At 60.8% G+C, this 26,836-nt stretch carries 22 protein-coding genes; 20 read left to right on the forward strand and 2 right to left on the reverse strand.

Annotation, left to right across the window (positions count from 1 at the left end; genetic code table 11):
• The first annotated feature begins 71 nt into the window (after positions 1-71).
• The 19 genes from AC3WKX_RS19830 (at position 72) to AC3WKX_RS19920 (ending at position 21,008) form a co-directional block, all read left to right on the forward strand.
• Positions 72-1,238: a ribosomal protein uL16 3-hydroxylase gene (locus AC3WKX_RS19830; RefSeq protein WP_003219582.1), complete on the forward strand. Its 1,167-nt coding sequence runs from the start codon at positions 72-74 to the stop codon at positions 1,236-1,238.
• Positions 1,231-1,653: a GNAT family N-acetyltransferase gene (locus AC3WKX_RS19835; protein WP_003219580.1), complete on the forward strand. Its 423-nt coding sequence runs from the start codon at positions 1,231-1,233 to the stop codon at positions 1,651-1,653. The genes AC3WKX_RS19830 and AC3WKX_RS19835 overlap by 8 nt, the downstream gene beginning before the upstream one ends.
• A 239-nt stretch (positions 1,654-1,892) precedes the next feature.
• Positions 1,893-2,630 carry a secretin N-terminal domain-containing protein gene (locus AC3WKX_RS19840; RefSeq protein WP_008432800.1) on the forward strand — a complete coding sequence of 246 codons (738 nt, stop codon included), beginning with the start codon at positions 1,893-1,895 and terminating at the stop codon, positions 2,628-2,630.
• A 494-nt stretch (positions 2,631-3,124) separates the two neighbouring features.
• Entirely contained in the window at positions 3,125-4,450 is a 1,326-nt protein-coding gene (gene aceA / locus AC3WKX_RS19845) for an isocitrate lyase (RefSeq protein WP_003219577.1), read from the forward strand.
• 716 nt (positions 4,451-5,166) lie between these two features.
• Positions 5,167-5,580 carry an NADH-quinone oxidoreductase subunit A gene (locus AC3WKX_RS19850; RefSeq protein WP_003219575.1) on the forward strand — a complete coding sequence of 138 codons (414 nt, stop codon included), beginning with the start codon at positions 5,167-5,169 and terminating at the stop codon, positions 5,578-5,580.
• Between the two features lie 10 nt (positions 5,581-5,590).
• Positions 5,591-6,265, forward strand: coding sequence for a NuoB/complex I 20 kDa subunit family protein (locus AC3WKX_RS19855; RefSeq protein WP_003219572.1), 675 nt, complete (start codon positions 5,591-5,593; stop codon positions 6,263-6,265).
• A gap of 72 nt (positions 6,266-6,337) precedes the next feature.
• Positions 6,338-8,122, forward strand: coding sequence for an NADH-quinone oxidoreductase subunit C/D (nuoC, locus tag AC3WKX_RS19860; protein WP_003219570.1), 1,785 nt, complete (start codon positions 6,338-6,340; stop codon positions 8,120-8,122).
• Between the two features lie 2 nt (positions 8,123-8,124).
• Complete coding sequence (gene nuoE, locus AC3WKX_RS19865; RefSeq protein WP_003219568.1) at positions 8,125-8,622, forward strand: NADH-quinone oxidoreductase subunit NuoE; 498 nt, start codon at positions 8,125-8,127, stop codon at positions 8,620-8,622.
• Entirely contained in the window at positions 8,619-9,974 is a 1,356-nt protein-coding gene (gene nuoF / locus AC3WKX_RS19870) for an NADH-quinone oxidoreductase subunit NuoF (RefSeq protein ID WP_003219566.1), read from the forward strand. Before nuoE ends, nuoF begins: the two co-directional genes overlap by 4 nt.
• Before the next feature lie 135 nt (positions 9,975-10,109).
• Complete coding sequence (nuoG, locus tag AC3WKX_RS19875; protein ID WP_008432794.1) at positions 10,110-12,824, forward strand: NADH-quinone oxidoreductase subunit NuoG; 2,715 nt, start codon at positions 10,110-10,112, stop codon at positions 12,822-12,824.
• A complete protein-coding gene (gene nuoH / locus AC3WKX_RS19880; protein WP_003219563.1) occupies positions 12,821-13,828 on the forward strand; it encodes an NADH-quinone oxidoreductase subunit NuoH in 1,008 nt (335 codons plus the stop codon). Before nuoG ends, nuoH begins: the two co-directional genes overlap by 4 nt.
• A gap of 11 nt (positions 13,829-13,839) precedes the next feature.
• The gene (nuoI, locus tag AC3WKX_RS19885; RefSeq protein WP_003174725.1) at positions 13,840-14,388 is read left to right on the forward strand and encodes an NADH-quinone oxidoreductase subunit NuoI; all 549 of its coding nucleotides are present in this window, start codon (positions 13,840-13,842) and stop codon (positions 14,386-14,388) included.
• A 9-nt stretch (positions 14,389-14,397) separates the two neighbouring features.
• Positions 14,398-14,901 (forward strand): NADH-quinone oxidoreductase subunit J, encoded by a 504-nt coding sequence (gene nuoJ / locus AC3WKX_RS19890; RefSeq protein ID WP_017476146.1) that lies wholly within the window; start codon positions 14,398-14,400, stop codon positions 14,899-14,901.
• Between the two features lie 2 nt (positions 14,902-14,903).
• The gene (gene nuoK, locus AC3WKX_RS19895) at positions 14,904-15,212 is read left to right on the forward strand and encodes an NADH-quinone oxidoreductase subunit NuoK (RefSeq protein WP_003219560.1); all 309 of its coding nucleotides are present in this window, start codon (positions 14,904-14,906) and stop codon (positions 15,210-15,212) included.
• Positions 15,209-17,062: an NADH-quinone oxidoreductase subunit L gene (gene nuoL, locus AC3WKX_RS19900; RefSeq protein WP_003219559.1), complete on the forward strand. Its 1,854-nt coding sequence runs from the start codon at positions 15,209-15,211 to the stop codon at positions 17,060-17,062. Before nuoK ends, nuoL begins: the two co-directional genes overlap by 4 nt.
• Positions 17,063-17,111: 49 nt before the next feature.
• A complete protein-coding gene (gene nuoM, locus AC3WKX_RS19905; protein WP_003219558.1) occupies positions 17,112-18,644 on the forward strand; it encodes an NADH-quinone oxidoreductase subunit M in 1,533 nt (510 codons plus the stop codon).
• Between the two features lie 7 nt (positions 18,645-18,651).
• Positions 18,652-20,115, forward strand: a complete 1,464-nt coding sequence (gene nuoN, locus AC3WKX_RS19910; protein WP_003219557.1) for an NADH-quinone oxidoreductase subunit NuoN — start codon at positions 18,652-18,654, stop codon at positions 20,113-20,115.
• 238 nt (positions 20,116-20,353) lie between these two features.
• Positions 20,354-20,704 (forward strand): toxin, encoded by a 351-nt coding sequence (locus tag AC3WKX_RS19915; RefSeq protein WP_032899042.1) that lies wholly within the window; start codon positions 20,354-20,356, stop codon positions 20,702-20,704.
• Positions 20,694-21,008, forward strand: coding sequence for a helix-turn-helix domain-containing protein (locus AC3WKX_RS19920; RefSeq protein WP_102604535.1), 315 nt, complete (start codon positions 20,694-20,696; stop codon positions 21,006-21,008). Before AC3WKX_RS19915 ends, AC3WKX_RS19920 begins: the two co-directional genes overlap by 11 nt.
• A 59-nt stretch (positions 21,009-21,067) precedes the next feature.
• On the opposite strand, the gene ctpM is transcribed toward AC3WKX_RS19920, so the two are convergent.
• On the reverse strand, positions 21,068-22,747 hold the full coding sequence (ctpM, locus tag AC3WKX_RS19925; protein WP_102604536.1) for a methyl-accepting chemotaxis protein CtpM: 1,680 nt from the start codon (positions 22,745-22,747) through the stop codon (positions 21,068-21,070).
• Positions 22,748-22,817: 70 nt separating this feature from the next.
• Positions 22,818-24,137 carry a Na+/H+ antiporter family protein gene (locus AC3WKX_RS19930; RefSeq protein WP_161635727.1) on the reverse strand — a complete coding sequence of 440 codons (1,320 nt, stop codon included), beginning with the start codon at positions 24,135-24,137 and terminating at the stop codon, positions 22,818-22,820.
• A 393-nt stretch (positions 24,138-24,530) separates the two neighbouring features.
• On the opposite strand from AC3WKX_RS19930, the gene AC3WKX_RS19935 reads away from it, so the two are divergent.
• Entirely contained in the window at positions 24,531-26,678 is a 2,148-nt protein-coding gene (locus tag AC3WKX_RS19935; protein WP_003219552.1) for a methyl-accepting chemotaxis protein, read from the forward strand.
• Positions 26,679-26,836 lie beyond the last annotated feature (158 nt).

Raw genomic sequence — 26,836 nt, forward strand, 5'->3', positions numbered from 1 at the left:
CTTTGAGACGCCCGGCAGCGCCGGGCGTTTTTATTCCCGTCTGAAAAGTGCTTTTTTTCAATAGGTTACACATGAATCCTGACATTCCTCTTCAACTTCTGGGCGGCATCACGGCACGGGAATTCCTGCGCGACTACTGGCAGAAAAAACCCCTGCTGATCCGCCAGGCCATCCCTGACTTCGAAAGCCCGATCGACGCCGACGAACTGGCCGGCCTGGCGCTGGAAGAAGAAGTCGAGTCGCGCCTGATCATCGAACACGGCGAACGCCCGTGGGAGTTGCGCCGCGGCCCGTTCGCCGAAGATGCCTTCAGCACCCTGCCCGAGCGCGAGTGGACCCTGCTGGTGCAGGCGGTCGACCAGTTCGTGCCGGAAGTGGCCGAACTGCTGGAAAACTTCCGCTTCCTGCCAAGCTGGCGCATTGACGATGTGATGATCAGCTACGCCGCCCCGGGTGGCAGCGTGGGGCCGCACTTCGACAACTACGACGTGTTCCTGCTGCAAGGTTCCGGCAAGCGCAACTGGAAGATCGGCCAGATGTGCAACTCCGAAAGCCCGCTGCTGCAACACGCGGACCTGCGCATCCTCGCTGAATTCGAAGAGACCGCCGAATGGGTGCTGGAACCGGGCGACATGCTCTACCTGCCGCCCCGCCTGGCCCACTGCGGTGTGGCCGTGGATGATTGCATGACTTACTCCGTAGGCTTCCGCGCTCCGAGCGCCGCTGAAGTGCTGACCCACTTCACCGACTTCCTCAGCCAGTACCTGACTGACGAAGAGCGCTACACCGACGCCGATGCCCAGCCGGTCAGCGACCCGCACCAGATCCAGGGCGACGCCCTCGACCGCCTGAAAAGCCTGTTGGCCGAGCACATGAGCGACGAGCGCATGCTGCTGACCTGGTTCGGCCAGTTCATGACCGAGCCGCGCTACCCGGAACTGGTCGCCGGCCCGGAAGTGGAAGAAGAAGACCTGCTGGGCAGCCTGGAAAACGGCGCCGTGCTGATCCGCAACCCGAGCGCCCGCCTGGCCTGGTCCGAAGTCGACGACGACCTGCTGCTGTTCGCCAGCGGCCAGAGCCGCCTGTTGCCGGGCAAGCTGCGGGAACTGCTGAAGCTGGTGTGCGCCGCCGACGCCCTGCACATCGACAACCTCGGCCCATGGCTGGCGGATGAAGATGGCTGCGCCCTGCTGTGGGAACTGGTCAAGCAAGGAAGCCTGGGGTTTGCCGATGAATAAGATTCACGTAAGTGTCGCGGACTGGCAAAAGGATATCGCCGAGATACGGCGCATTCGTGAAGCGGTATTTATCGCTGAACAATCGGTTCCACCGGAGCTGGAATGGGATGCAGACGACGCGAGTGCCGTGCATTTCCTGGCGTTCGAAGGCGACTTTCCCATCGGTACTGCACGCCTGCTGCCTACCGGCGAGATCGGCCGCGTGTCGGTTCTCAAAGACTGGCGCGGCCTGAAGGTCGGCGACAAGCTGATGGAAGCGGTGATCGGCGTGGCCGAGAAACGCGGCCAGACCCGGCAGATCCTCAGTGCACAGGTCCATGCGGCGCCGTTTTATGAGCGCCTGGGCTTCAAGATTGTCAGCGATGAGTTCCTGGAAGTCGGGATTCCTCACGTTGATATGGTGCGCGAGGGCTGATCCGAGACCGCGCCGCGCCCTTCGCAGGCAAGCCAGCTCCCACATTCGATCCAGTACATCCTTTGGAATGAGGTCAAATGTGGGAGCGGGCTTGCTCGCGAAGGCGCCATCAGCAACACCTCAAAAGGCCCTGCCATCCCCCGATGCCAGGGCCTTTTGCCGTCCAGGATTCAACTTGCGCCCCGCCAGGCCGACAAACTGGCAATATCTAGCCTAAATGACTCGCAGAGATAACGGACATGTCCCTACGCACCCTGCTCACCCTGTTGCTCCTGGCCACCAGTTTCTCGGTGATGGCCGCCACCGAAGTCGTGCCCCTGAGCAACCGCACCAGCGCCGACCTGCTGCCGGTGGCGCAGAACTTTATCGGCAAGGACGGCACCGTCAGCGCCTACGGCAACCAACTGATCGTGAACGCCGAGCCCGACAAGATCCAGGGCCTGCGCGCCCTGCTCGCGCAACTGGATACGCCTTCCAAACGCCTGTTGATCACCGTCGACACCAACGAAAACAACCAGCAGAGCAACGGCAACAATCAAACACAGGTCATCACCTACAGCACCGAAAGCCGTGACGGCGGGATCCAGCAGATCCAGGCCAGCGAAGGCGTGCCCGCGCTGATCCAGATCGGCCAGAGCGTGCCCCTCACCACCACCCAGCCCGATGCCTACGGCCGCCCGCAGAACCAGACCCAGTATCGCAACGTAACCCAGGGCTTCTACGTGACGGCCAGCGTCACCGGCGAGACCGTTCACCTGAGCATCAGTACCAATCGTGACCGCATGAGCCAGGAACGTCCCGATGTAGTGAACGTGCAAAGTACCGACACAACTGTCAGCGGACGCCTGGGCGAGTGGATCACCCTGGCCGGTATCAACCGCCAGACCCAGGCCGACAAAACCACTACAACCCGCAGCTACTCTACTCAAGGGCGCGATGACCTGACATTGCGGGTCAAAGTCGACACGCTGAACTGAAGCACCAAAAACTGACTGGCGAGTCGTATTAGACTAAAGATGTAGTGCTTTAAAAAAAGCACTACAAAACATTTGACGATCCAAAAAAGCATGGGCATGATGGCCTCGCTCCCGCTAATCAGGGGCCCTGGCAAGGGCCTTCGGATCGTCGCTCAAAGCCACCCACCTGAGCCGATTCGTGTCTGTACCGCCCACAAGGTGTGTTTGACGAGGTTGCGACTGGAACGAAGTTGTCCCGAGGGACGGAAGCTAACCAGGTAACCCGGCAACACACTGATGGATCGTACAAAGGCCCACGACGCCCGAAGACTGTTCGCAGTTCGCCCTTACCTGCTCAACTCCCCCTTGAGCCTATCGTTCATCCCGTCGCCTTCCCCGCCAAGCCTGACTTGACCGCCTAAGCTTCTGGTCAGCGAGCAGCCATAACCACGCACTGATTACGTGGCTGGCAAATGGAATTTTCCACCTAGACCTATGCGACGAGGTTTTTCCCCATGGCACTGACACGCGAACAGCAAATTGCAGCCCTTGAAAAAGACTGGGCTGAAAACCCACGCTGGAAAGGCGTGACCCGCGCTTATTCCGCTGCTGACGTCGTCCGCCTGCGTGGCTCGGTTCAACCTGAGCACACCTTTGCAAAACTCGGCGCCGAGAAGCTGTGGAAGCTGGTCACCCAGGGTGCCAAGCCGTCCTTCCGTCCCGAAAAAGATTTCGTCAACTGCATGGGCGCCCTGACTGGCGGCCAAGCGGTTCAACAGGTCAAAGCCGGTATCCAGGCGATCTACCTGTCTGGCTGGCAAGTGGCAGCGGACAACAACTCCGCTGAATCCATGTACCCCGACCAATCGCTGTACCCGGTGGACTCCGTGCCAACCGTGGTCAAGCGCATCAACAACTCGTTCCGCCGTGCCGACCAGATCCAGTGGAAAGCCGGTAAAGGCCCGGGCGATGAAGGCTACATCGACTACTTCGCACCGATCGTTGCAGACGCTGAAGCCGGTTTCGGTGGCGTACTGAACGCCTACGAGCTGATGAAGAGCATGATCGAGGCAGGCGCTGCCGGCGTTCACTTCGAAGACCAGCTGGCTTCGGTGAAGAAATGCGGCCACATGGGCGGCAAGGTACTGGTTCCAACCCAGGAAGCTGTTCAAAAGCTGACGGCTGCTCGTCTGGCTGCTGACGTTGCTGGCACTCCGACCATCATCCTGGCCCGTACCGATGCCAACGCGGCTGATTTGCTGACCTCGGATTGCGACCCGTACGACCAGCCGTTCGTGACTGGCGAACGTACCCAGGAAGGTTTCTATAAAGTGCGCGCCGGTCTCGACCAGGCGATCGCTCGTGGCCTGGCCTACGCGCCGTACGCCGACCTGATCTGGTGCGAAACTGCCAAGCCGGACCTGGACGAAGCTCGCCGCTTTGCCGAAGCCATCAAGAAGGAATACCCGGATCAACTGCTGTCCTACAACTGCTCGCCTTCCTTCAACTGGAAGAAGAACCTGGACGACGCGACCATCGCCAAGTTCCAGCGCGAACTGTCTGCCATGGGCTACAAGCACCAATTCATCACCCTGGCCGGCATTCACAACATGTGGCACAGCATGTTCAACCTGGCGCATGACTACGCCCGTAACGACATGACTGCCTACGTGAAGCTGCAGGAGCAGGAATTCGCTGACGCCGCCAAGGGTTACACCTTTGTGGCGCACCAGCAGGAAGTGGGCACCGGTTACTTCGACGACATGACCACCGTGATCCAGGGCGGCACCTCGTCCGTGACTGCGCTGACCGGTTCGACCGAAGAAGAGCAGTTCCACTAAGTACTGAGTACACGGCCACTGCGGCCCCACGGAAGACCTAACCGCAGTGCCGCACGATCTGACGCCCCGACTGGTTCGGGGCGTTTTTTTGGGCGCCTGAAAAGCACTGGAGTGTGAGAGCAGCCACGGTCAACTGTAGGAGCTGGCTTGCCTGCGATGCCGACAACTCGGTTTCTGCGATACACCGAGGCGATGCCATCGCAGCCAAGCCAGCTCCCACAGGAAAGCAGAGCGGCACGCGCCTTGGCCCAGCCTTTGATTGGGCTTTTGAATATGTGCCCCTGCGCGCCCTCGCCAGCCGATTTCGATCAAAACATTGATCCAGAGCGCTATTCCCATCTGCAAAACCAGTTAAAAGATCCGCTTTACCAACTAGCATCACCCGCACAAGTAACAACAACTTCCCGCGCTAAACCCCGAACAGTTGTTTAAAACCCACGCAAACAATATTCATTATCATTTAGAGCATGAAAACTTCTTTACCGGTTAAACAAAACACAATTCGTGAAAAGCCCGCTAATGCCCGCAGCACAAGGGCTACAGCCCCAAGAAGGTGCACTATGTCCTTATTCCATCGAATAATTTCGCTATAGGAATTTTACTTGCCCGGTGTTTAGCCATAAAATCACCGCGATTGATTGCGCTGCGACATATCGTCACTGCATCGTTACTTTTTCGAGCTCAGAGACCTTTGCTCTCTGTTAAGGATTTCCAGCATGACCGAAGCGACAGGACTCATGGCCCACAACTGGGGCTTTGCCATTTTCCTCCTCGGTGTAGTCGGCCTTTGCGCCTTCATGCTCGGCGTCTCCAGCCTCCTCGGGTCAAAAGCCTGGGGCCGCAGCAAAAACGAACCGTTCGAGTCCGGCATGCTACCTACAGGTGGCGCCCGCTTGCGGCTCTCAGCCAAATTCTATCTGGTCGCGATGCTCTTCGTGATCTTCGACATCGAAGCCCTTTTTCTCTTTGCCTGGTCTGTGTCCGTCCGCGAAAGCGGCTGGACCGGATTCGTCGAAGCCCTCGTTTTCATAGCAATTCTGTTGGCAGGCCTTGTCTACCTATTTCGAGTGGGCGCCCTTGACTGGGCTCCGGAAGCTCGTCGCAAGCGGCAAGCGAAGCTGAAACAATGAGGCTTTGGCGATGCAATACAATCTCACCAGGATCGACCCGGATGCTCCTAACGAGCAGTACCCAATCGGCGAACGGGAAACCGTTTCCGACCCGTTAGAAGACCAAGTCCACAAAAACATCTACATGGGCAAGCTGGAAGACGTGCTGAGTGGCGCGGTCAACTGGGGACGTAAGAACTCCCTGTGGCCGTACAACTTCGGTCTGTCCTGCTGCTACGTGGAAATGACCACCGCCTTCACGGCGCCCCACGACATCGCGCGCTTTGGCGCCGAAGTTATCCGGGCATCGCCGCGTCAGGCGGATTTCATGGTTATCGCCGGTACCTGCTTTATCAAGATGGCGCCGATCATCCAGCGTCTCTACGAGCAAATGCTCGAGCCAAAGTGGGTTATCTCCATGGGTTCGTGCGCCAACTCCGGTGGCATGTACGACATCTACTCCGTGGTTCAGGGGGTGGACAAGTTCCTGCCCGTGGACGTCTACGTGCCTGGCTGCCCGCCCCGCCCTGAAGCATTTCTGCAAGGCTTGATGCTGTTGCAGGAATCGATTGGCAAGGAGCGTCGCCCACTTTCCTGGGTTGTCGGAGATCAAGGCGTATACCGCGCCGAGATGCCGTCACAAAAGGAACAGCGCCGCGAACAGCGTATTCAGGTAACCAACCTGCGCAGCCCCGACGAAGTCTGATCCAGAACCGCTTCTTTTATAGAACGAAAACCTGGCTTCATTCTTTACGTTGACCGAAAGCGATAAAAAACCATGACTACAGGCAGTGCTCTGTACATCCCGCCTTATAAGGCAGACGACCAGGATGTGGTCGTCGAACTCAACAACCGTTTTGGCCCTGACGCCTTCACCGCCCAGGCCACACGCACCGGCATGCCGGTGCTGTGGGTGGCGCGTGCCAGGCTTGTCGAAGTCCTGAGCTTCCTGCGCAACCTGCCCAAGCCGTACGTCATGCTCTATGACCTGCATGGCGTGGACGAGCGCCTGCGCACCAAGCGCCAGGGGCTGCCGAGCGGCGCCGACTTCACCGTGTTCTACCACTTGATGTCGCTGGAACGTAACAGCGACGTGATGATCAAGGTGGCCCTCTCCGAGAGCGACCTGAGCGTTCCGACCGTGACCGGTATCTGGCCCAACGCCAACTGGTACGAGCGTGAAGTGTGGGACATGTTCGGCATCGATTTCCCGGGCCACCCGCACCTGTCGCGCATCATGATGCCGCCGACCTGGGAAGGTCACCCGCTGCGCAAGGACTTCCCTGCCCGCGCCACCGAATTCGATCCATTCAGCCTGACCCTCGCCAAGCAACAGCTTGAAGAAGAGGCTGCGCGCTTCCGTCCGGAAGACTGGGGCATGAAGCGCTCCGGCACCAACGAGGACTACATGTTCCTCAACCTGGGCCCGAACCACCCTTCTGCTCACGGTGCCTTCCGCATCATCCTGCAACTGGACGGCGAAGAAATCGTCGACTGCGTACCGGACATCGGCTACCACCACCGTGGTGCCGAGAAGATGGCCGAGCGTCAGTCGTGGCACAGCTTCATCCCGTACACCGACCGTATCGACTACCTCGGCGGCGTGATGAACAACCTGCCGTACGTGCTCTCGGTCGAGAAGCTGGCCGGCATCAAGGTGCCGGACAAGGTCGACACCATCCGCATCATGATGGCCGAGTTCTTCCGGATCACCAGCCACCTGCTGTTCCTGGGTACCTATATCCAGGACGTCGGCGCCATGACCCCGGTGTTCTTCACCTTCACCGACCGTCAGCGTGCGTACAAGGTCATCGAAGCCATCACCGGTTTCCGCCTGCACCCGGCCTGGTACCGCATCGGCGGCGTCGCCCACGACCTGCCACGTGGCTGGGAACGCCTGGTCAAGGAATTCATCGACTGGATGCCCAAGCGTCTGGACGAATACCAGAAAGCCGCCCTGGACAACAGCATCCTCAAGGGCCGGACCATCGGCGTCGCCCAGTACAACACCAAAGAGGCCCTGGAATGGGGCGTCACCGGTGCTGGCCTGCGTTCCACCGGTTGCGATTTCGACCTGCGTAAAGCACGCCCGTACTCCGGCTACCAGAACTTCGAATTCGAAGTCCCGCTGGCGGCCAACGGCGATGCCTACGACCGCTGCATCGTGCGCGTCGAAGAAATGCGCCAGAGCCTGAAGATCATCGAACAGTGCATGCGCAACATGCCGGAAGGCCCGTACAAGGCGGATCACCCGCTGACCACGCCGCCGCCGAAAGAGCGCACGCTGCAACACATCGAAACCCTGATCACGCACTTCCTGCAGGTTTCGTGGGGCCCGGTAATGCCGGCCAACGAATCCTTCCAGATGATCGAAGCGACCAAGGGTATCAACAGTTATTACCTGACGAGCGATGGCGGCACCATGAGCTACCGCACCCGGATTCGTACGCCAAGCTTCCCGCACCTGCAGCAGATCCCTTCGGTGATCAAAGGTGAAATGGTCGCGGACTTGATTGCGTACCTGGGTAGTATCGATTTCGTTATGGCCGACGTGGACCGCTAAGCATGAATAGCACGCTTATCCAGACAGACCGTTTCACCTTGAGTGAAACCGAGCGCTCGGCCATCGAGCACGAGCTGCATCACTACGAAGACCCGCGCGCGGCGTCGATCGAAGCCTTGAAGATCGTCCAGAAGGAACGTGGCTGGGTGCCGGACGGCGCCCTCTACGCCATCGGCGAGATCCTCGGCATCCCCGCCAGCGACGTTGAAGGCGTGGCGACGTTCTACAGCCAGATCTTCCGCCAGCCGGTCGGCCGCCACATCATTCGCGTGTGCGACAGCATGGTCTGCTACATCGGTGGCCACGAGTCCGTGGTCAGCGAGATCCAGAGCAAGCTGGGCATCGGCCTGGGCCAAACCACTCCGGACGGGCGCTTCACGCTGCTGCCGGTGTGCTGCCTGGGCAACTGTGACAAGGCGCCGGCGTTGATGATCGACGACGACACATTCGGCGACGTGCAGCCTGCTGGCGTCACCCAATTGCTCGAGGGCTACCCATGACCCTGACTTCCTTCGGTCCTGCCAACCGCATCAAGCGGTCGGCCGAGACTCACCCGCTGACCTGGCGCCTGCGTGACGACGGCGAGCCTGTATGGCTTGACGAGTACCAGGCCAAGAACGGTTACGCGGCCGCGCGCAAAGCCTTTGCCGACATGGCCCAGGACGACATCGTCCAGACCGTGAAGGACGCAGGCCTTAAGGGCCGCGGCGGTGCAGGCTTCCCCACGGGTGTCAAGTGGGGCCTGATGCCAAAAGACGAATCCATCAACATCCGCTACCTGCTGTGCAACGCGGATGAAATGGAGCCGAACACCTGGAAAGACCGCATGCTGATGGAGCAACTGCCCCATCTGCTGATCGAAGGCATGCTGATCAGTGCCCGCGCGTTGAAAACCTACCGTGGCTACATCTTCCTGCGTGGCGAATACACCACCGCCGCCAAGCACCTGAACCGTGCCGTGGAAGAAGCCAAGGCCGCTGGCCTCTTGGGCAAGAACATCCTTGGTTCGGGTTTCGACTTCGAACTGTTCGTGCACACCGGCGCCGGGCGTTATATCTGCGGTGAAGAAACCGCACTGATCAACTCCCTCGAAGGCCGCCGCGCCAACCCGCGTTCCAAGCCGCCCTTCCCTGCCGCCGTGGGCGTGTGGGGCAAGCCGACCTGCGTGAACAACGTTGAAACCCTGTGCAACGTGCCGGCAATCATCGGCGACGGCGTGGAGTGGTACAAATCGTTGGCCCGCGAAGGCAGCGAAGACATGGGCACCAAACTCATGGGCTTCTCCGGCAAGGTCAAGAACCCGGGCCTGTGGGAACTGCCTTTCGGCGTGACCGCACGCGAGCTGTTCGAGGACTACGCCGGCGGCATGCGCGATGGCTACACCCTCAAGGCCTGGCAGCCAGGCGGCGCCGGTACCGGCTTCCTGTTGCCAGAACACCTGGACGCTCAAATGTACGCCGGCGGCATCGGCAAGGTGGGCACCCGTATGGGTACCGGCCTGGCCATGGCCGTGGACAACACCGTGAACATGGTGTCGTTGCTGCGCAACATGGAGCAATTCTTCTCCCGCGAATCCTGTGGCTTCTGCACCCCGTGCCGCGACGGTTTGCCATGGAGCGTCAAGCTGCTGATGGCCCTGGAAAACGGCGAAGGCCGCGAGGGCGACATCGAGACCCTGCTGGGTCTGGTCGGTTTCCTCGGCCCAGGCAAGACCTTCTGTGCTCACGCACCGGGCGCCGTGGAGCCATTGGGCAGCGCGATCAAATACTTCCGCTCGGAGTTCGAAGCCGGCATCGCGCCTACCAGCGCCGCCGTCCCGCCTCTGGCAAGGCCGATCGTAGTCGGCGCGTAACGCTTAAAAAGGCGAAGGGTCCGTGCCCTTCGCTTTCTCATGTGCTGACGCCTTCAAGGCTGTGTTGATGCACATGAATAACAAGATTCCATTAGCCACGCCCGCTGACACCGGGCCAACGAAGAACTTTGAACCATGGCCACTATCCACGTAGACGGCAAAGAGCTCGAAGTCGATGGGGCAGACAACCTGTTACAGGCGTGTCTGTCGCTAGGCCTCGACATTCCATATTTCTGCTGGCACCCCGCCCTTGGCAGCGTTGGCGCTTGCCGCCAGTGCGCGGTCAAGCAGTACACCGACGAGAACGACACCCGTGGTCGTATCGTCATGTCCTGCATGACCCCTGCCACCGACGGCAGCTGGATCTCCATCGAAGACGAAGAAGCGAAAGTGTTTCGCGCCAGCGTCGTCGAATGGCTGATGACCAACCACCCGCACGACTGCCCTGTGTGTGAGGAAGGCGGCCACTGCCACCTGCAAGACATGACCGTGATGACCGGCCACAACGAGCGCCGGTATCGCTTCACCAAGCGTACCCACCAGAACCAGCAACTGGGCCCGTTCATTTCCCACGAGATGAACCGCTGCATCGCTTGCTACCGCTGCGTGCGCTTCTATAAGGACTACGCCGGCGGTACCGACCTCGGTGTGTTTGGCGCCCACGACAACGTGTACTTCGGTCGCGTTGAAGACGGCACCCTGGAAAGTGAATTCTCCGGCAACCTCACCGAGGTCTGCCCGACCGGTGTGTTCACCGACAAGACTCACTCCGAGCGCTACAACCGCAAGTGGGACATGCAGTTCTCGCCGAGCATCTGCCATGGCTGCTCCAGCGGTTGCAACATCTCCCCGGGTGAGCGCTACGGCGAACTGCGTCGGATCGAAAACCGCTTCAACGGTTCGGTCAACCAGTACTTCCTGTGCGACCGTGGCCGTTTCGGCTATGGCTACGTCAACCGCGAAGACCGCCCACGTCAGCCACTGCTGGCCGACGGCGCCAAGTTGAGCCTCGACGAAGCACTGGATAAAGCCGCTGACCTGCTGCGCGGTCGCAACATCGTCGGTATCGGTTCGCCCCGCGCCAGCCTCGAAAGCAACTACGCGTTGCGCGAGCTGGTAGGCGCCGAACACTTCTACTCGGGTATCGAAGCCGGTGAGCTGGAGCGTATCCGCCTGGTGCTGCAAGTTCTGAACGACAGCCCGCTGCCGGTTCCGAACATGCGCGACATCGAAGACCACGACGCGATCTTCGTCCTCGGTGAAGACCTGACCCAAACCGCTGCACGCGTGGCCCTGTCCCTGCGCCAGTCGGTAAAAGGCAAGGCCGAAGACATGGCCGACGCCATGCGCGTCCAGCCTTGGCTCGACGCTGCGGTGAAAAACATCGGCCAGCACGCGCTGAACCCGCTGTTTATCGCCAGCCTGACCGCCACCAAGCTCGACGACATCGCAGAAGAATGCGTACACGCCGCGCCTGACGACCTGGCCCGCATCGGTTTCGCCGTGGCCCACGCCCTCGACGCCAGTGCGCCTGCCGTAGAAGGCCTGGACGCTGAAGCCGCTGAACTGGCCAAGCGTATCGCCGACGCCCTGCTGGCCGCCAAGCGTCCATTGATCATTGCCGGTACCTCGTTGGGTTCCAAGGCGCTGATCGAAGCCGCTGCCAACATTGCCAAAGCCTTGAAGCTGCGCGAGAAGAACGGTTCCATCAGCCTGATCGTGCCGGAAGCCAACAGCCTTGGCCTGGCCATGCTCGGTGGCGAGTCCCTCGACGCCGCTCTGCAAGCCGTGACCGACGGCAGTGCCGACGCGATCGTGGTGCTGGAAAACGACCTGTACACCCGCACTGATTCGGCCAAGGTCGACGCAGCGCTGAACGCGGCCAAAGTGGTGATCGTTGCCGACCACCAGAAAACCGCCACCAGCGACCGTGCCCACCTGGTACTGCCCGCCGCCAGCTTTGCTGAAGGCGACGGTACCCTGGTCAGCCAGGAAGGCCGCGCCCAGCGCTTCTTCCAGGTGTTCGATCCGAAGTACATGGACGCCAGCATCCTGGTTCACGAAGGCTGGCGCTGGCTGCATGCCCTGCGCGCCACCCTGCTGAACCAGCCGATCGACTGGACCCAGCTCGACCACGTGACTGCCGCCACAGCCGCAGCCGCACCGCAACTGGCACGCATCGTCGACGCTGCACCGTCTGCCTCGTTCCGCATCAAGGGCATGAAACTCGCCCGTGAACCGCTGCGTTACTCCGGCCGTACCGCCATGCGGGCTGACATCAGCGTGCATGAGCCACGTACACCGCAAGACAACGACACCGCGTTTGCCTTCTCCATGGAAGGTTACTCGGGTTCGGTCGAGCCACGTCAGCAGGTGCCTTTCGCCTGGTCGCCGGGCTGGAACTCGCCGCAGGCCTGGAACAAGTTCCAGGACGAAGTCGGTGGCCACATCCGTGCCGGCGACCCGGGCACCCGCCTGATCGAAAGCACCGGTGACTCGCTGAACTGGTTCGCCAGCGTTCCGCGTCCGTTCAACCCGGCCCAGGGTACCTGGCAGGTTGTGCCGTTCTTCCACCTGTTCGGCAGCGAAGAGACTTCTTCCAAAGCCGCGCCGGTACAAGAGCGCATTCCAGCCGCCTACGTGTCCGTAGCCAAGTCCGAAGCCGACCGCCTGGGCGTCAACGACGGTGCCCTGCTCAGCGTGAACGTCGCCGGCAAGACCCTGCGTCTGCCGCTGCGCATCGACGAAGAGTTGGGTGCTGGCCTGGTTGCATTGCCAAAAGGCCTCGCGGGGATTCCTCCGGCGATCTTCGGCCTTACCGTTGACGGTCTGCAGGAGGCAGCTCAATGACCTGGTTCACCCCTGAAGTGATCGACGTGATCATCGCGGTGGTCAAGGCCATCGTGATCCTGTTGGCCGTGGTCGTGGCGGGCGCCCTGCTCAGCTTCGTCGAACGTCGCCTGCTGGGCTGGTGGCAGGACCGTTACGGTCCGAACCGCGTTGGCCCGTTTGGTATGTTCCAGATCGCCGCCGACATGCTGAAAATGTTCTTCAAGGAAGACTGGACCCCGCCGTTTGCCGACAAGGTGATCTTCACCCTGGCACCGGTCGTGGCCATGAGCGCCTTGCTGATTGCCTTCGCAATCATCCCGATCACCCCGACCTGGGGCGTGGCGGACCTGAACATCGGCTTGCTGTTCTTCTTCGCCATGGCCGGCTTGTCGGTCTACGCGGTGCTGTTCGCCGGTTGGTCGAGCAACAACAAGTTCGCCCTCCTGGGCAGCTTGCGGGCCTCGGCCCAGACCGTCTCCTACGAAGTGTTCATGGGCCTCGCGCTGATGGGCATCGTGGTACAGGTGGGCTCGTTCAACATGCGCGACATCGTCGAGTACCAGGCGCAGAACCTGTGGTTCATCATTCCGCAGTTCTTCGGCTTCTGTACGTTCTTCATCGCTGGCGTCGCCGTGACTCACCGTCACCCGTTCGACCAGCCGGAAGCGGAACAGGAACTGGCCGACGGTTACCACATTGAATACGCCGGCATGAAATGGGGCATGTTTTTCGTTGGTGAATACATCGGCATCATCTTGATCTCGGCCCTGCTGGTCACGCTGTTCTTCGGCGGCTGGCACGGTCCGTTCGGCATCCTGCCGCAGCTGGCGTTCTTCTGGTTCTTCCTGAAGACCGCGTTCTTCATCATGCTGTTCATCCTGCTGCGCGCTTCCATCCCGCGTCCACGGTATGACCAGGTGATGGATTTCAGCTGGCGATTCTGCCTGCCGCTGACCCTGATCAATTTGCTGGTGACTGCTGCCGTTGTGTTGTTGAACACGCCAGCGGGCGCGGTTCAGTGAGGATTTGACCCATGTTCAAATATATTGGCGACATCGTTAAGGGTACCGGTACCCAGTTGCGAAGCCTGGTGATGGTGTTCGGTCACGGCTTTCGCAAACGCGACACCCTGCAATACCCGGAAGAAGCGGTGTACCTGCCGCCGCGTTATCGCGGCCGCATTGTCCTGACCCGCGACCCCGACGGCGAAGAGCGCTGCGTGGCCTGCAACCTGTGCGCCGTGGCGTGCCCGGTGGGTTGCATCTCGCTGCAGAAAGCTGAAACCGAAGACGGTCGCTGGTACCCGGACTTCTTCCGCATCAACTTCTCGCGCTGCATTTTCTGCGGCCTCTGCGAGGAAGCTTGCCCGACCACCGCGATCCAGCTGACACCGGATTTCGAGATGGCCGAGTTCAAACGTCAGGACCTGGTGTACGAGAAAGAAGATCTGCTGATCTCTGGTCCCGGTAAAAACCCTGATTACAACTTCTATCGTGTTGCAGGTATGGCCGTTGCCGGTAAGCCGAAAGGCGCCGCACAAAACGAAGCCGAGCCGATCAACGTGAAGAGCTTGCTGCCTTAAGGAAGAAAGATGGAATTCGCTTTCTATTTCGCATCGGGTATTGCAGTGGTGTCCACGCTTCGCGTGATCACCAACACTAACCCCGTGCACGCCCTGCTCTACCTGATCATTTCGCTGATCGCCGTGGCCATGACCTTCTTCAGCCTCGGCGCACCGTTCGCCGGTGTACTGGAAGTGATCGCCTACGCCGGCGCCATCATGGTGCTGTTCGTGTTTGTGGTGATGATGCTCAACCTGGGGCCGGCGTCTGTCGCCCAGGAACGCGTCTGGCTCAAGCCCGGCATCTGGCTCGGCCCGGTGATCCTGGCAGCCCTGCTGCTGGCTGAACTGCTGTATGTGCTATTCGCTCACCAGAGCGGCCAGGCCATCGGCCACACCACCGTAGACGCGAAAGCCGTGGGCATCAGCCTGTTCGGCCCGTACCTGCTGGTGGTCGAACTGGCTTCGATGCTGCTGCTCGCTGCAGCCATCACCGCCTTCCACTTGGGCCGCAACGAAGCCAAGGAGCAATGACGATGCCTGCTATCCCTTTGGAGCATGGTCTGGCGGTCGCCGGCATCCTGTTCTGCCTTGGCCTGGTCGGCCTGATGGTTCGCCGCAACATTCTGTTCGTGTTGATGAGCCTGGAAATCATGATGAACGCCGCGGCACTCGCGTTCATCGTGGCCGGTAGCCGTTGGGGCCAGCCGGATGGACAAGTGATGTTCATCCTGGTGATCAGCCTGGCAGCCGCCGAGGCCAGTATTGGCCTGGCGATCCTGCTGCAACTGTATCGTCGCTTCCACACGCTTGATATCGACGCTGCCAGTGAGATGCGCGGATGAACATGATCTTTCTGACTTTCGTATTTCCCCTGATCGGTTTCCTGCTGCTGTCGTTCTCCCGTGGACGCTGGTCGGAAAACCTCTCGGCCCTGGTCGGCGTAGGTTCCATTGGCCTGTCGGCAATTGTCGCCGCCTACGTCATCTGGCAATTCAACGTCGCACCGCCTGAAGGCGGTCACTACACCCTGGTGTTGTGGCAGTGGATGTCGGTGGAGGGCTTCAAGCCCAACTTCGCCCTCTACGTCGACGGCCTGTCGATCACCATGCTCGGCGTGGTGGTGGGTGTGGGCTTCCTGATCCACCTGTTCGCGTCCTGGTACATGCGCGGTGAAGCCGGTTACTCGCGCTTCTTCGCCTACACCAACCTGTTTATCGCCAGCATGCTGTTCCTGGTGCTGGGCGATAACCTGTTGTTCCTGTACTTCGGCTGGGAAGGTGTGGGCCTGTGCTCGTACCTGTTGATCGGTTTCTACTACAGCAACCGCAACAACGGTAACGCCGCACTCAAAGCCTTTATCGTGACCCGGATCGGTGACGTGTTCATGGCCATCGGCCTGTTCATCCTGTTCCAACAGGTGGGCACGCTGAACATCCAGGAACTGCTGGTGCTGGCACCGCAGAAATTCCAGGTCGGCGACTTCTGGATCACCCTGGCGACCCTGATGCTGCTGGGTGGCGCTGTCGGTAAATCCGCGCAACTGCCGCTGCAAACCTGGCTGGCGGATGCGATGGCCGGTCCTACCCCGGTTTCGGCACTGATCCACGCCGCGACCATGGTAACCGCCGGTGTCTACCTGATTGCCCGTACCCACGGCCTGTTCACCCTGGCACCGGAGATTCTGCATCTGGTGGGCCTGGTGGGTGGCGTGACCCTGGTACTGGCAGGTTTTGCTGCCCTGGTTCAGACCGACATCAAGCGTATCCTCGCCTACTCGACCATGAGCCAGATCGGCTACATGTTCCTGGCCCTGGGCGTTGGCGCCTGGGACGGCGCGATCTTCCACCTGATGACCCACGCCTTCTTCAAGGCCCTGCTGTTCCTTGCTTCCGGTGCGGTGATCGTTGCCTGCCACCACGAGCAGAACATCTTCAAGATGGGCGGCCTGTGGAAGAAACTGCCGTTGGCCTACGCCAGCTTCATCGTCGGCGGCGCGGCCTTGTCGGCCCTGCCACTGGTGACCGCAGGTTTCTACTCGAAAGACGAAATCCTCTGGGAAGCCTTTGCCAGCGGTAACCACGGCCTGCTGTACGCCGGCCTGGTAGGTGCGTTCATGACCTCGCTGTACACCTTCCGCCTGATCTTCATCACGTTCCACGGTGAAGCCAAGACTGAAGCCCACGCAGGCCATGGCATTTCCCACTGGCTGCCACTGTCGGTGCTGATCATCCTGTCGACCTTCGTCGGCGCCATGATCACCCCGCCACTGGCCGGTGTTTTGCCGGAAAGCGCCGGCCATGCCGGTGGTGCAGCCAAGCACAGCCTGGAAATCGCCTCGGGCGCCATCGCCATCGCGGGTATCCTGCTGGCGGCCCTGCTGTTCCTCGGCAAGCGCCGCTTCGTCACCGCCATCGCCAACAGTGGCATTGGCCGCTTCCTTTCGGCCTGGTGGTTCGCTGCCTGGGGCTTCGACTGGATCTACGACAAACTGTTCGTTAAGCCGTACCTTGCGATCAGCCACGTACTGCGCAAAGACCCGCTCGACCAAACCATCGGTTTGATCCCGCGTGCCGCCAAGGCCGGTCACACCGCCCTGAGCCGCAGCGAGACCGGCCAATTGCGCTGGTATGCAGCTTCCATGGCGGCCGGTGCCGTCCTGGTAATCGGCGCCATCATCGTGGTCGCGGTCTGACTATGCACATTGCGAACTTTGCGAACTTGCGAAAGGAAACGAGCCCGTCATGATTCTGCCCTGGCTAATCCTGATCCCCTTTATCGGCGGCCTGCTCTGCTGGATGGGTGAACGCTTCGGCGCCACCCTCCCCCGCTGGATTGCGTTGCTGACCATGTCCCTGGAACTCGCGCTCGGCCTCTGGCTGTGGGCCCACGGTGACTATTCATTTGCTCCGGCACCGGGTGTCGATCCCACCTTCGCGCTTGAATTCAAGCACGTGTGGATCCAGCGCTTCGGCATCAACGTGCACCTGGCCCTCGACGGCCTGTCGCTGTTGATGATCCTGCTGACCGGCCTGCTGGGTATCCTCTCGGTACTCTGCTCCTGGAAAGAGATCCAGCGTCATGTGGGCTTCTTCCACCTGAACCTGATGTGGATCCTGGGCGGCGTTGTCGGCGTGTTCCTCGCCCTCGACCTGTTCATGTTCTTCTTCTTCTGGGAAATGATGCTGGTGCCGATGTACTTCCTCATCGCGCTCTGGGGTCACAGTTCTTCGGACGGCAAGAAAACCCGGATCTACGCGGCGACCAAGTTCTTCATCTTCACCCAGGCTTCCGGCCTGATCATGTTGGTGGCGATCCTGGGCCTGGTACTGGTCAACTTCAACAGCACGGGCGTGATCACGTTCAACTACGCCGACCTGTTGAAAACCAAGATGTCCCTGACCACCGAGTACATCCTGATGCTGGGCTTCTTCATCGCGTTCGCGGTGAAGCTGCCGGTGGTGCCGTTCCACTCCTGGTTGCCTGACGCTCACGCCCAGGCGCCGACTGCAGGTTCCGTCGACCTGGCCGGTATCCTCTTGAAGACGGCGGCCTACGGCCTGCTGCGTTTCGCCCTGCCGCTGTTCCCGAATGCCTCGGCCGAGTTCGCGCCGATCGCCATGACCCTCGGTCTGATCGGGATCTTCTACGGTGCGTTCCTGGCCTTCGCCCAAACCGACATCAAGCGTCTGATTGCCTTCTCGTCCGTTTCCCACATGGGCTTCGTACTGATCGGCATCTACTCCGGCAGCCAACTGGCGCTGCAAGGCGCAGTGATCCAGATGCTGGCTCACGGTGTGTCGGCAGCGGCACTGTTTATCCTCAGCGGCCAACTGTACGAGCGCCTGCACACTCGTGACATGCGCGAGATGGGTGGCGTGTGGTCACGTATCGCCTACCTGCCGGCCATCAGCCTGTTCTTCGCCGCCGCATCCCTGGGCTTGCCGGGTACCGGTAACTTCATCGGCGAGTTCCTGATCCTGATGGGTGCCTTCGTGCATACGCCGTGGGTCAGTGCAATCGCTACGTCTGGCCTGGTGTTCGGTTCGGTCTACTCGCTGATCATGATCCACCGCGCATACTTCGGTCCGGCCAAGTCCGACACCGTGTTGCACGGCATGGACGGTCGCGAACTGATCATGGTGCTCGGCCTTGCGGTACTGCTGGTGTTTATCGGCGTGTACCCGCAACCGTTCCTGGATACTTCTGCCGCAACGATGCATGGCGTGCAGCAGTGGTTCGGCACCGCCTTCTCTCAACTCGCTTCGGCCCGGTAAGAGCGCTATGGAATTCACGATCCAACACTTTATCGCGCTTGCGCCGCTGCTGATCACCAGCCTCACCATCGTGGTGGTGATGCTGGCGATCGCCTGGCGCCGCAATCACTCGCAAACGTTCCTGCTGTCCTGTGCGGGCTTGAACCTGGCCCTGCTGTCGATTATCCCGGCACTCAAGGTCGCGCCACTGGCCGTGACCCCGCTGATGATGGTCGATGACTTCGCGCTGCTGTATATCGCGTTGATCCTGGTTGCTACCCTGGCCTGCGTCACGCTTGCCCACGCCTACCTCGGCGAAGGCGGCACCGGCTACCCGGGCAACCGCGAAGAGCTGTACCTGCTGATCCTGCTGGCTGCGGCCGGTGGTATCGTGCTGGTCAGCGCGCAGCACCTGGCCGGCTTGTTCATCGGCCTGGAACTGCTGTCGATCCCGGTCTACGGCCTGGTAGCGTATGCCTTCTTCAACAAGCGCTCCCTGGAAGCCGGCATCAAGTACATGGTGCTGTCGGCTGCCGGTTCGGCATTCCTGTTGTTCGGTATGGCCCTGCTCTACGCAGAAGCCGGCAGCCTGAGCTTCAGCGGTATCGGTCACGCCCTGGCAGCCTCCGGCAGCCCAGCGCCAATCGCCCAACTGGGCCTGGCCATGATGCTGATCGGCCTGGCGTTCAAGCTGTCGCTGGTGCCGTTCCACCTGTGGACCCCGGACGTGTACGAAGGCGCCCCGGCGCCGGTGGCTGCTTTCCTGGCTACCGCGTCGAAAGTCGCCGTGTTTGCCGTGATGGTGCGTCTGTTCCAGATCTCCCCTGCGGCCAACACCGGTGTACTCAGCAACGTGCTGACCATCATCGCCATCGCTTCGATCCTGTTCGGCAACCTGCTGGCGCTGACCCAGAACAACCTCAAGCGTCTGCTGGGTTATTCGTCCATCGCGCACTTCGGTTACCTGCTGATCGCCCTGGTGGCGAGCAAGGGCCTGGCGATGGAAGCCATCGGCGTGTACCTGGTCACCTACGTGATCACAAGCCTGGGTGCATTCGGTGTGATCACGCTGATGTCCTCGCCTTACAAAGGCCGCGACGCCGACGCCCTGTACGAATACCGCGGCCTGTTCTGGCGCCGTCCGTACCTGACCGCCGTACTGACCGTGATGATGCTGTCCCTGGCGGGTATCCCGCTGACTGCGGGCTTCATCGGCAAGTTCTACATCGTGGCCACCGGTGTTGAAGCGCACGAATGGTGGTTGGTTGCGTCCCTGGTACTGGGCAGCGCCATCGGCGTTTTCTACTACCTGCGCGTGATGGTGACCTTGTACCTGATCGAGCCAAACCTGCGCCGTGTGGACGCCGAGTTGCACTGGGAACAGAAAGCAGGCGGCGTGATGCTGCTGGCAATCGCCCTGCTGGCGTTCTTCCTGGGTGTGTACCCACAACCGTTGCTCACCCTGGTGCAGCATGCGGTGATGGCGGGTTGATCGCTTAGTTAAACGCAGCAAGCAAAACGGCGCCTTCGGGCGCCGTTTTGCGTTTCTGGCGTATTAATTTGTTGTCTGACACACAAAGGGAATTTTCCTCGTCGAGATGCCTCCCCTTCCGGCATCACCCTGCCTGGGTCGCTCGTATCGTGGTTGCGTTTTAGGAAACATCCCACAGCAGGGTCACTTGACCCACCGCAGATGGGCCACCAAACTATACGCAGGCTACGTACAGAACATGGATGCTCTATTTATCGAATTGCCAGCCTTTGAGCGGCACCGCAGGGATTATCTGAGTGATGAGTTATTTCACGGCTTTCAACAAGAGTTGATGAGAAACCCGCAAGCGGGCAACGTGATAGAGGGAACCGGCGGGTTACGCAAGGTGCGCTTTGTCGACGAGCGACGCAACAAGGGCAAACGGGGTGGCCTGCGAGTCATCTATTACTGGTGGTCGGGCGGTACGCAGTTCTGGCTGTTCACCCTTTATGGCAAACACGAACAGGACGACCTGAGCGCTCAACACAAAACGGCGCTCAAACACCTGCTGGACAGGGAAATCAAAGCGAGAAAATCTTATGAAACGTGACATCTTTTCCGAACTGGTCGAAGGCTTCGACGCGCTGGCAGATGAACGACAAGGCAAGGTAACGCTGCGCAGCCACAAGGTGCAGTTGAGCAAGCTGGCACCGCTCACTGCCGACGAAGTAGTCGCTGTGCGTCAACAACTCAATCTGTCGCGCTCGGTGTTTGCGATGTACCTGCGCACCAACACCCGGACCCTGGAAAATTGGGAGCAAGGCCGGGCCACACCCAATGCTCAGGCGGCAACCTTGATTCGGCTGGTGGCGAAGTTTCCGGAGACGGTGGAACGTTTGGCGCTGTTGACCTGATCGATCAATCCAGCCAAGCCCGTCGGCAACGGGACGTTGCCGATGGCTCAAGCCTGCAATCAAATCCTGAACTGCCCCACCAACTGACCCAACCGCTGCCCCAGGTCCGCCAGGCTGCGGGAGGTCTGGGCACCCTGTTGGGTTTCATCGGCCACACTGTCAACCGCCACCGCGATCTGATGCACGCTGCGGTTGATCTCTTCGGCCACGGCGGTTTGTTCTTCCGCCGCGCTGGCGATCTGCGCGTTCATCGAGTTGATGGTGCCGATCAGCTGCGCCATGGTGTCCAGGGATGCTCCGGCTTCGTTGGCCTGGGCCGATGTGCCGTCACCGGCGTCACTGGAACGGCGCATGGACTCCACGGCGGCTTCGGTGCCTTTTTGCAGGCGGTCGATCATGCCCTGGATCTCCTGGGTGCTTTGCTGGGTGCGGCTGGCCAACGCCCGTACTTCGTCGGCGACCACGGCAAAACCACGACCGGCCTCCCCTGCCCGCGCGGCTTCAATGGCGGCGTTGAGGGCGAGCAAGTTGGTCTGTTCGGCAATCGAGCGGATCACGCCAAGCACGCTGACAATCGACGACACATCCTGCTGCAAGCTGTCCAGGGACACGCCGCTGCTGCGGATGTCGTTCACCAGCGCGTGAATCTGCGCGATGCTGCCATCCACGACTTTTTTCGCGGCCTGGCCTTCGGCGTCGGTTTGCTGCGCAGCGACGGCTGCGCCTTGGGCACTGCGCGCCACTTCATGGGCCGCGGAGGACATTTCGTTGATCGCGGTAGCCACCTGGTCGGTCTCGTGACGCTGGCGCTCCATGGCCTTTTCCGAGCGGTTGGCTTGCTCGGCGACCTGGCTCACCAGGCCGGTAAGCTGGGAGGTCATCTCGGTGATCTGGCGTACCAGGCTGTGGATCTTGTCGACAAAGCGGTTGAAAGAGCCTGCCAGTTCGCCAAGCTCGTCCTGGCTGGTGATGGCCAGGCGGCGGGTCAGGTCACCCTCACCGGCGGCGATGTCGTCGAGGTTGATCTTCATCAGGTGCAGCGGTCGCAGGATGGTATTGGCCACCAGCATGCCCACGGCGGCGATCACCAACAGCACCACCACGGCAATACCGATAATACTCAGCACCACGCCTTCCATGCGCTTCTCGACCTTGGCCTGAACCACGGCAACTTGTGCATCGATACCGTCCAGGTTCACCGACGTACCGATCACCATGTCCCATTTGGGCAGGTATTCGGTGTAGCCGAGCTTGGGCACCAGTTCGGTCTGGCCGGGCTGCGTCGAGCTGTATTGCAGGTAGTGGGTGCCGTCCTTGCCGACTTTCACCAAGTCACGGTTGACGTACACGCCATTCGGGTCACGGTTGTCCTTGAAGCTTTTGCCGACGCCGTCCGGGCTGTTGCCCTTGAACAGGCGAATGGTCTCGGAGTCGTAGCCGAAGAAATAACCATCCTTGCCATAGCTGGTGTTGGACAGCAGCTTGACCACTTGCGTCCGTGCGGCCGTATCGCCTTGGGCGGCAGCGTCGTACAGCGGCTTGATGGTGGTCATCGCCACCTCGACGTAGCCGCGCAAGGTGGTCTTGGCGTCGTTGAGCAGGTTCTGACGGGTTTCTTCGACCTCGTTGCGGGCCTGCTCCCGAAGGATCCACACCGTGGTCAGGCTGATGATCACGGCAAACAACAACACGGGCAGGACAGCAAGGGACAGTACTTTGGCCTTTAGACTCAGACGCATGGCTCTTCTCTCTTGAGGGACAACTCAAGAGGTTAACGGCTAGTTACAATAAATCTGTAGGACAATCCTGTCAGAGCGTCATCGCGGCAAACCAGCCAAACGCCAGCAGCGGAATGTTGTAGTGCAGGAAGGTCGGTACCACGGTGTCCCAGATATGGTGGTGCTGGCCATCGATGTTCAAACCGGAAGTCGGGCCCAGGGTGGAGTCCGACGCAGGCGAGCCGGCATCACCCAATGCCCCGGCCGTGCCGACGATGCACACGATCGCCAGCGGGCTGAAGCCCAGCTGCACGCACAGCGGCACAAAGATCGCCGCCAGGATCGGCACCGTGGAAAACGACGAGCCGATGCCCATGGTCACCAGCAAGCCCACCAGCAGCATCAGCAGCGCGCCCACACCGCGGCTATGGCCGATAAACGCCGCGGAGGCTTGCACGAGTGTCTGCACTTCACCGGTGGCCTTGAGCACTTCGGCAAAGCCCGACGAGGCGATCATGATGAAACCGATCATCGCCATCATCTTCATGCCTTCGGTGAACAGGTCATCGGTGTCGCGCCAGCGCACGATGCCCGACACCGAAAAGATCAGGAACCCGGCCAGGGCGCCAATGATCATCGAGTCCAGCCACAGCTGGATAATGAACGCCGCCGCAATCGCCAGGCCGGCCACCAGCAGGGTCAGCGGGTTGTAGTGCACCGCCACCTGCTCGACTCGCTCGATCTTCTCCAGGTCGTACACACGCTTCTTGCGGTAGCTGACAAACACCGCCACCAGCAAACCGACCACCATGCCCAGCGCCGGTAGGCCCATGGCATGGGTGACATTGACCTGGCTGATGTCGACACCGCTCTTGGCCACGTTGGCCAGCAGGATCTGATTCAGGAAGATGTTGCCGAAGCCCACCGGCAGAAACATGTAGGGCGTGATCAGGCCGAAGGTCATGACGCAGGCGATGAGACGGCGGTCCAGCTGCAGTTTGGTCAGCACATATAAAAGCGGCGGTACCAGCAGCGGGATAAACGCGATGTGGATCGGCAGGATGTTCTGCGAGGCGATGGCCACCACCCAGAGCAGACCGATCAGCAGCCATTTGACGTGACTGCCGCCCGTGGCTTCCTGCCGATCCACCAGCAGCAGGGCTTTATCGGCCAGCGCATGGGCCAGGCCGGATTTGGCAATCGCCACGGCGAACGCGCCGAGCAGCGCGTAGGACAACGCCACCGTCGCACCGCCACCCAGGCCGCTGTTGAACGCCTTGAGCGTCGCGTCGATACCCAGGCCGCCGGTCAGGCCACCCACCAGGGCGCCGACAATGATCGCGATCACCACATGCACGCGGGACAAGCTGAGCACCAGCATGGTGCCGACTGCGGCGATTACTGCATTAATCATCGTTACCTCAAGACAGAAAACATGAAAAAAGCACGCACCTGCCCGGGCTGCTGTCGGGAACGGCTGCCGCAAACCAGGTTTTAAGGGAGTTTTATTAGAGGGCGCGCACTTTGCAGCACCCGGCCTGCCTTGTCAAAAAAGTGGGGAGAAGGTTTGTCAGTGGTTAGGGGATTTGTCTGTGGCGAGGGGGCTTGTCCTGTGGCGAGGGGGCTTGTCCCCCGTTGGAGTGCGCAGCGCTCCCGCTTTTTTTGGGGCCGCTACGCAGCCCAACGGGGGACAAGCCCCCTCGCCACACAAACAGGTTTAAATTGATCGTTTGAATAAAGAAAATTTCCGAGCCGCCGATACAGGCAGATCGTCTCTGTCGTATCGAAAGTTAAGGAAGGCTCCATGTCGCTCAGACAGCTGTCCATTCAATGGAAAATTACCCTGCTGGCCGGTCTTTGCCTGCTGGGCATCGTGACCTTGCTGGTAGGTCTCTCGCTGTACCGCATGGCGCAGAGCTCCGACCTGGTCAAGGCTTCCAGTATGGAAATGCTCGACGAAGCCGCCCAGGCGCGCATCGAAGCCCAGGGTGAGGTCCAGGCCTTGGGCATTCGCCAGCAGTTCATGGACGCCTATCAATACGGCCACGGTTTTTCCCGGCAGGTGTTGTTCCTGCGCGAGCAGGCCGAGAAACGCTTCCTGGATGCCTTCGACCTGCGCGAAGACCTGACCCGCCAGGTCAAGGCCGCGCTGCAGGCCAATCCGGAACTGCTGGGCCTGTCCCTGGTATTCGAGGCCAACGCACTGGATGGCAAGGACGAACTGTTCGCCAACCAGCAAGAGCTGGGCAGCAACGACAAGGGCCGCTTTGCGCTGTACTGGTCCCAGCCGACTGCGGGCAAGCTGACTTCAATGTCGCTGCCCGAAAGCGACATGTCCGACACCAGCGTCGGACCCAGCGGCGAAAAAGCCAACGCCTGGTTCACCTGCCCGCGCACCACACTCAAGCCCTGCGTGATCGAGCCGTACTTCTATGTGATCGATGGGCAAAAGGTGCTGATGACCAGCATCGTCTTCCCGCTGATGGTCAACGGCAAAGTCATCGCCTCGCTGTCGGTGGACATCAACCTCAACAGCCTGCAAGCCGTCAGCCAGGGCGCCAGCCAGAAACTCTACGACGGCCAGACCAGCGTCAGCATCATCAGCCCGGTGGGCCTGCTGGCTGGCTACAGCCCGGACGCCGGCAAACTCAGCCAGCGCCTGGATGCCGTCGACACCGCCAACGGCGCGCAATTGATCAGTTCGCTTTCCACCAGCACCCAGACCCGCAGCGTGCGCACCGACCACCAACTCAAGGTGCTCGCGCCGTTCCAGCCGATCCCCGATGGCAAGCCGTGGGGCGTGTTGCTGGATGTTCCGGAAAAAGTCCTGGTGGCTCCGGCTGAAGCCCTGAAGTCCAAACTGGACGCCGATAACGCCAAGGGCACTCTGCTGGAACTGAGCCTGGGCCTGCTGGCAGCAATCGTCGGCCTGTTGCTGGTGTGGCTGATGGCCCGCAGCGTGACCCGGCCGATCCTCGGCGTGGCACGCATGCTGGAAGACATTGCCAGTGGCGAAGGTGACCTGACCCGCCGCCTGGCCTACGACAAACACGACGAACTCGGCGAATTGGCCGGCTGGTTCAACCGCTTCCTCGACAAGCTGCAGCCGATCATTGCCCAGGTCAAACGCTCAGTGCAGGACGCCCGTGGCACCGCCGACCAGTCGGCCGCCATCGCCACTGAAACCAGTGCCGGCATGGAGCAGCAATACCGTCAGGTCGACCAGGTGGCCACCGCCTCCCACGAGATGAGCGCCACCGCCCAGGACGTCGCCCGCAGTGCCGCGCAAGCCGCCCAGGCTGCCCGCGATGCCGATCAGGCGACGCGTGAAGGTTTGACCGTGATCGACCGCACCACCACCAGCATCGGCCACCTGGCGGCGGATATGAGCACCGCGATGACCCAGGTTGAAGGACTGGCGGCCAACAGCGAGAAGATCGGTTCGGTACTGGAAGTGATTCGTGCAATCGCCGAGCAGACCAACCTGCTGGCACTGAACGCCGCTATCGAGGCCGCCCGCGCGGGTGAAGCCGGTCGTGGTTTTGCGGTGGTCGCCGATGAAGTGCGCAACCTGGCGCGACGTACCCAGGAGTCGGTGGAAGAAACCCGCCTGGTGATCGAGCAACTGCAAAGCGGTACCCAGGAAGTGGTCGGTTCCATGAGCAACAGCCATCGCCAGGCCCAGGGCAGCGTCGAACAAGTGGGCCAGGCCGTGACCGCCTTGCGCCAGATCGGCGATGCGGTAACGGTAATCAGCGACATGAACCTGCAGATCGCCAGCGCCGCCGAAGAGCAAAGTGCGGTGGCCGAGGAGATCAACAACAACGTGGCGACGATTCGGGATGTGACGGAGTCGTTGTCCGAACAGGCGAATGAATCGGCGCGGGTCAGCCAGGCGTTGAACAGCCTGGCGAATCAGCAGCAGGGCCTGATGGATCAGTTCAGGGTTTGATGAGTTGCGGGATACTCCGGCAATCAGCCCGAGTATCCCGTAGCAGCTGTCGAGCCTTGGCGAGGCTCGACAGCTGCTACGGTTTGTTTTCAATGGCGGCGTGGCAGGTCGATGATGACCTTTAACCCGCCCAGCTCGCTCTCCTGCAACAGAAGCAC

This window comes from Pseudomonas sp. GP01-A4 (assembly GCF_058780865.1).

Bases quoted from the DNA above. Each gene is read 5' to 3' on its own strand.
- AC3WKX_RS19830 (WP_003219582.1), top strand. From the start codon at position 72: ATGAATCCTGACATTCCTCTTCAACTTCTGGGCGGCATCACGGCACGG.
- AC3WKX_RS19835 (WP_003219580.1), top strand. From the start codon at position 1,231: ATGAATAAGATTCACGTAAGTGTCGCGGACTGGCAAAAGGATATCGCC.
- AC3WKX_RS19840 (WP_008432800.1), top strand. From the start codon at position 1,893: ATGTCCCTACGCACCCTGCTCACCCTGTTGCTCCTGGCCACCAGTTTC.
- aceA (WP_003219577.1), top strand. From the start codon at position 3,125: ATGGCACTGACACGCGAACAGCAAATTGCAGCCCTTGAAAAAGACTGG.
- AC3WKX_RS19850 (WP_003219575.1), top strand. From the start codon at position 5,167: ATGACCGAAGCGACAGGACTCATGGCCCACAACTGGGGCTTTGCCATT.
- AC3WKX_RS19855 (WP_003219572.1), top strand. From the start codon at position 5,591: ATGCAATACAATCTCACCAGGATCGACCCGGATGCTCCTAACGAGCAG.
- nuoC (WP_003219570.1), top strand. From the start codon at position 6,338: ATGACTACAGGCAGTGCTCTGTACATCCCGCCTTATAAGGCAGACGAC.
- nuoE (WP_003219568.1), top strand. From the start codon at position 8,125: ATGAATAGCACGCTTATCCAGACAGACCGTTTCACCTTGAGTGAAACC.
- nuoF (WP_003219566.1), top strand. From the start codon at position 8,619: ATGACCCTGACTTCCTTCGGTCCTGCCAACCGCATCAAGCGGTCGGCC.
- nuoG (WP_008432794.1), top strand. From the start codon at position 10,110: ATGGCCACTATCCACGTAGACGGCAAAGAGCTCGAAGTCGATGGGGCA.
- nuoH (WP_003219563.1), top strand. From the start codon at position 12,821: ATGACCTGGTTCACCCCTGAAGTGATCGACGTGATCATCGCGGTGGTC.
- nuoI (WP_003174725.1), top strand. From the start codon at position 13,840: ATGTTCAAATATATTGGCGACATCGTTAAGGGTACCGGTACCCAGTTG.
- nuoJ (WP_017476146.1), top strand. From the start codon at position 14,398: ATGGAATTCGCTTTCTATTTCGCATCGGGTATTGCAGTGGTGTCCACG.
- nuoK (WP_003219560.1), top strand. From the start codon at position 14,904: ATGCCTGCTATCCCTTTGGAGCATGGTCTGGCGGTCGCCGGCATCCTG.
- nuoL (WP_003219559.1), top strand. From the start codon at position 15,209: ATGAACATGATCTTTCTGACTTTCGTATTTCCCCTGATCGGTTTCCTG.
- nuoM (WP_003219558.1), top strand. From the start codon at position 17,112: ATGATTCTGCCCTGGCTAATCCTGATCCCCTTTATCGGCGGCCTGCTC.
- nuoN (WP_003219557.1), top strand. From the start codon at position 18,652: ATGGAATTCACGATCCAACACTTTATCGCGCTTGCGCCGCTGCTGATC.
- AC3WKX_RS19915 (WP_032899042.1), top strand. From the start codon at position 20,354: ATGGATGCTCTATTTATCGAATTGCCAGCCTTTGAGCGGCACCGCAGG.
- AC3WKX_RS19920 (WP_102604535.1), top strand. From the start codon at position 20,694: ATGAAACGTGACATCTTTTCCGAACTGGTCGAAGGCTTCGACGCGCTG.
- ctpM (WP_102604536.1), bottom strand. From the start codon at position 22,747: ATGCGTCTGAGTCTAAAGGCCAAAGTACTGTCCCTTGCTGTCCTGCCC.
- AC3WKX_RS19935 (WP_003219552.1), top strand. From the start codon at position 24,531: ATGTCGCTCAGACAGCTGTCCATTCAATGGAAAATTACCCTGCTGGCC.